Origin of the sequence: Brucella thiophenivorans (assembly GCF_002252445.1) — a bacterium.
Classification (GTDB): Bacteria; Pseudomonadota; Alphaproteobacteria; order Rhizobiales; family Rhizobiaceae; genus Brucella; species Brucella thiophenivorans.
Genome location: NZ_NNRJ01000062.1, coordinates 1 through 4,729, shown reverse-complemented (window position 1 = coordinate 4,729; position 4,729 = coordinate 1). Strand labels below are relative to the sequence as shown.

Below are 4,729 nucleotides of genomic sequence, written 5' to 3'. Positions count from 1 at the left end.
GTAACTGCCCAGTTCGGTGGTTGTGATGGAAAAATCGCAAATTGTCTTCCGATTGTTGATGGCTGGAACTACACCGTAAGGCTTTATCGCCCGGATCAGACCATTCTCGACGGAGAGTGGAAATTCCCAGAGGCTAAGCCCTTCAACTAAAACATGTTTCTGAAAAGTCGGAGTCGCCTTCGCGGAGAAATCAGTCCACTGGACGGATTTCTGATCCCGCTTCGCTGCAATAACGACATGTGTGAAAACAAAAAATAGAGCGAGCGCAGTGGTTAGGATTAAGTGCGGCCCGCTCTAGCCATATTGGCAAATGCGCTGAGCAAGTATGGACGAATAGTTACCTACGTTATTCTCGAGGAGAAGGTGAGTTGTTGAAGATCTGTAAAATGGCCATAGTCACTATCTTAGCATTGTCTTCCCAAGCCACATGGCCGGCTTTAGCGGAAACATTAGTAGGTCCCAAGGTTACAGATCCAAGTTTTCACTTTGCTTCGGGCTATCTACAACAGAAGGATTTGCCTGATAGTCGCGTCTTGCTTGGGCCGCCTCCAGCTGACGGAAGTGCTGCCCTTGCGCGGGATGAGGCCGCAAGAGAAGCAACAATTGCTCTGCGCGGAAAAGCACGCTGGGATCTAGCGCGCAAAGATGCAGACTTGCGTTTCCCTCAGCCTGCAAAGAACTTCTCTTGTGCCATGGGCGCAGAGATTAGCGAAGAGAAGACGCCCCATCTTTATGGACTGATGCAGCGCGTACTGACCGATGCCGGGCTTTCTACTTATGGGGTGAAGAATGAATATCATAGAACCCGCCCATTTGTCGTGCACGATGAAGGTACGTGTCAGCCAGATGATGAGGACGTTTTGCGTGAGGACGGCTCTTATCCCTCGGGACATACCGCTGCGGGCTGGGCATGGGCGCTCACTCTGGCAGAAGTCAATCCAAAGCGAGCTGATAGTTTGTTCAAGCGCGGATTGTCGTTCGGACAAAGTCGGGTGATCTGCAATGCGCATTGGCAAAGCGATGTTGATGCGGGTCGCATTATGGGGGCAGCAACGGTTGCAAAACTTCACACCAGTCCTGAGTTCGTTGCTGATATTCAAGCTGCTCGTAAAGAGCTGGAGGCAGCGAGCGCTCCCACTATCGACTGTGCCTTTGAAGAAGAGCTGATTTCGTCCCACTAGCATTGGCATTTTTTCGGCAGCCATGACATCTAATTTCGAGGAAACAATGCGTCACTATAAGTTATTCGCAATTTCATTCACTGCTTTGATGGTTACTCAATACGGTGCTGTTGCAGCCGATATTCTGCTAGTGCCGGTTGCATCGGAGCTTGAAAAGCATGTCGTTGTAGAGGACGAATGGCGTTTTAGCGCGAGCCCATATTTTTGGGCTGCTGGCATCAGTGGCACTGCCGGACAGTTTGGCTTGCCGCCTACAAAAATGAGCATGGACTTTGGCAACCTTTTAGATGACCTGAATTTTTCGTTCATGGGGGTCATGGAGGGACATTACGATCGCTACAGTCTGATTAGCGATATCATTTATACAAAAATATCTGCCGGGGGTCAGACTCCTCTTGGAGTAATGAGCACGAGTGTGGACGTTAGTTCAGAAACCTTTTCCGGTTTTTTTGGCGGCGGGTATAGTGTGCTTCAAGACGGTGCAAATCGTCTTGATGTCGTGGCTGGTGGGCGCATTTGGTATGTAAGCACTGAAATTTCTTTCGATGGTGGATTGTTAGGTGGGCACAGTGGACGTGATAGTGCTGCATGGATTGATGCCGTTGCAGGGCTGAGAGGAAAGTATTTTCTTACGGATACTTTGTATTTTAGTGTCTGGGGTGTTGTCGGTGCGGGTCAAGCCAAGATCGATTGGGACCTGGCCGCTACGTTCGGCTATCAGTTCAAAGACAATCTGTCAGCAGTAGCCGGCTATCGTGCACTCGGAGTGGATTATAGCCATGATGGATTTATCTATGACGTGGTTCAACAAGGTCCAATATTAGGGCTGGTATTTCATTTCTAACCGTTTGATATGGTTTTAATGGGATGGGCGCCCCTCTGACGGCCTTCATTTGGCAGAATGAGTGTGTTGAGCACCATTGAGGAGGATGCGGCCATGGAAGCGTGTTCCAGCAGTCATCATTGCGGTCATACAATTCGATTGATCCCGCCAGCTTATGTAAGGCCATTCCTCGAATTATGTTGAGCTGAGTATAACGTCAGATGAAGAGACATATGTTTGATGTGACTTTATCCAGTGCAACACATATTCAAGGGCACCCATTTTCTCATCCCGTATTTTGTTGCACGATAAAGAACGACCGTTCTTAAGAGAGGAATTCGTCTCGCGGAGCGCTTTGTGAGATTGACCGTGGTCTAAAATAACAAGAAACCAAGACGCGGAGCGGAAAATCTCCACGTAAACGGGTTGATTTCCGTCCAAAAGTAACCTTGGTTGTAAAATAAGAATTTGGCCAGGCCTCTTTCCGAGGCCCGTCCAAAGGTAGGTGTGCACTAACGAGCGCGTATCTATGTCGTCATCAGACCTCTCCATCAATCCGCGCATAATAATGACGAATTATTGACGACGCTAAAGTATTGGCGCTCCGAAGGCTTTTGATGTTCTGTTGTTTTATGTATTAGCCTGTGCTGGCAGTTGGTACCCCTACGATTATGACTGTACATATTTCGCATATGCTTCGCGACAGGCCGGAGCTCTGGCGTAAAATGGCAAGACAATTAACCGACAGACGCTTAATTAAATCAAATTAGAAAATTCGAGAGGCTATCTCCTTGGACGGAAGAATTCATCAAATTGATGTTGAGCATCTACCATTTTTCATCACCGTTCCTGGCCAAACTGACGTCCTCTTCAGCGGGATGGTCGCCTTCATGCTGGTAGTGATCCTGGTCGTCGGCAATCTCTATTTTCAGTTACATGCCCTTCCAGAGCGAATGGCACACAGGACCAACCTGGTCCAGATGGAAGTAGTTGCGGTTCTGGTCCTGATTTCTCTATTCACGCACAACCACTTTTTTTGGATCGCTGGATTGCTGCTAGCACTGATCCGTATTCCCGATTTTACTACCCCGTTAGTAATGATCGCTGGCTCTGTTGCACAGATCGCCGGGCAACAAGATGAATGCCTGAAGTGCCGAGCTCTAGCCGACGTTCCACTAAACTTGGACAACACGAAAGTCCCCACTGAACCGCCCAGCCAGTCAGCGTTGGTAGTAAATAGTGAAAACTTAGAGCACGCGCCGGTAGAGGGGTCAGGTACTTATGCGTTGAAGGAGGGAAACTAAGCGATGTTTGAGCTGTTGATGTGTTCAATGTTGACGATTTTTCCCGACTATCTTATTCGCCGTTATATCCAGAACAAGCGGATTGGTCGCGATATCACTCTCTTTACAGTTTGGTACGAACTACGGTGGGGCATAAGTGCTTGTGTGATTCTGACAATATCTTTGATCACACTGATTTTTTACTACCATCCGTCGACCAAGAGCGCCACCGCAATGTATCGCACAGTTTCAATCCTGCCCGAAAGAACAGGAAGAGTAATAAAGGTGTTTGTCAATACCAATGACAAGGTCGAGGCTGGACAGCCGCTGTTTCAGCTCGACAACTCTGAACAGCAGGCAGCAGCGGAGGCTGCCAAGCGCAAGATTGCTGAAGTTGATGCTCAGATCGTTGTGACTTTAACCACGCTGCGGGCTGCGGACGGGACCATTCAGCAGGCGCAAGGAGCTTATCAGCAAGCCTTGGACGAACTGAAGTCAAAGCAGCAATTAATGCGGCGTGATGCTAATGTGGTTGCCATTCGTGAAATCGAACGCTTACAGGTTTCTGTCGACGGCCTTAAGGGTGCCGTGGATGCCGCCAAAGCGAATAAGCAGACTCTCGAGACACAGATATCCACGCTTCTGCCTGCCCAAAAGGAGAGTGCGCAGGCGGCCCTTGCGCAGGAGCAAGTAGAATTAGACAAGAGACTTGTGCGCGCTGGTATAGCGGGGACTTTGCAGCAATTTACGTTAAGACCAGGCGACGTGGTAACGAATTTTCGACCAGCTGGTATTCTGGTGCCGACTGAGGCGGGTCGGACCGCTCTCGTGGCGGGGTTTGGTCAGATCGAATCTCAAGTTCTGAAGGCCGGAATGATTGCCGAAGCGACTTGTATAAGTAAACCGTTCACTATTATTCCAATGGCGGTAGTCTTGGTTCAGGATGTCGTGGCTACTGGACAGTTTCGGCCGACAGACGAATTGATCGATGTTCAGAAAATCGGATCACCTGGATCCATCACTGCCTATCTGGAACCGCTTTATGTCGAGCAGCTAGAAGGTGTACCACCCGGTGGAAGTTGTATCGCTAATGTTTATACTAATAATTACGAAGCACTAGCCGCGAAAGACATTGGCACCGGACGTTGGATATTCCTCCATGTGGTTGACACGGTTGGTTTGGTCCACGCCATGATTCTTCGGCTCCAGGCAATGTTTCTTCCTGTGCAAGCTTTGGTTTTGAGTGACGGACATTGAACATGATGGAGGAACGAATGCGGCCGCCATATTTTGATTTGAGATGGTGCAAAAACTGCAGGCGTTGACAGAGTGGAGGGTCATGTCTCCACGATTTTCTTCGCTTCGGGCGATCATGCAGCTTTGAATCGGTGTAGGTTGTTAACAACGTGTCATTAAGCATGGAATAAGGACCCCATTTGAGG

Annotated in this window: 4 protein-coding genes; all 4 read left to right on the top strand. The window is 49.0% G+C overall.

The window, feature by feature from the left end:
* The first annotated feature begins 386 nt into the window (after window positions 1-386).
* Complete coding sequence (locus tag CEV31_RS19275) at window positions 387-1,181, top strand: acid phosphatase (RefSeq protein WP_094509634.1); 795 nt, start codon at window positions 387-389, stop codon at window positions 1,179-1,181.
* A gap of 46 nt (window positions 1,182-1,227) precedes the next feature.
* Window positions 1,228-2,025, top strand: a complete 798-nt coding sequence (locus tag CEV31_RS19270) for a hypothetical protein (RefSeq protein WP_094509636.1) — start codon at window positions 1,228-1,230, stop codon at window positions 2,023-2,025.
* A 770-nt stretch (window positions 2,026-2,795) separates the two neighbouring features.
* Window positions 2,796-3,308 carry a hypothetical protein gene (locus CEV31_RS19265; protein WP_235818183.1) on the top strand — a complete coding sequence of 171 codons (513 nt, stop codon included), beginning with the start codon at window positions 2,796-2,798 and terminating at the stop codon, window positions 3,306-3,308.
* 3 nt (window positions 3,309-3,311) lie between these two features.
* The gene (locus tag CEV31_RS19260; protein ID WP_094509632.1) at window positions 3,312-4,544 is read left to right on the top strand and encodes an HlyD family secretion protein; all 1,233 of its coding nucleotides are present in this window, start codon (window positions 3,312-3,314) and stop codon (window positions 4,542-4,544) included.
* The last annotated feature ends 185 nt before the right edge of the window (window positions 4,545-4,729 follow it).

Excerpts from the sequence above, each read along its gene's own strand:
- CEV31_RS19275 (WP_094509634.1), top strand. The coding sequence starts at position 387 with ATGGCCATAGTCACTATCTTAGCATTGTCTTCCCAAGCCACATGGCCG.
- CEV31_RS19270 (WP_094509636.1), top strand. The coding sequence starts at position 1,228 with ATGCGTCACTATAAGTTATTCGCAATTTCATTCACTGCTTTGATGGTT.
- CEV31_RS19260 (WP_094509632.1), top strand. The coding sequence starts at position 3,312 with ATGTTTGAGCTGTTGATGTGTTCAATGTTGACGATTTTTCCCGACTAT.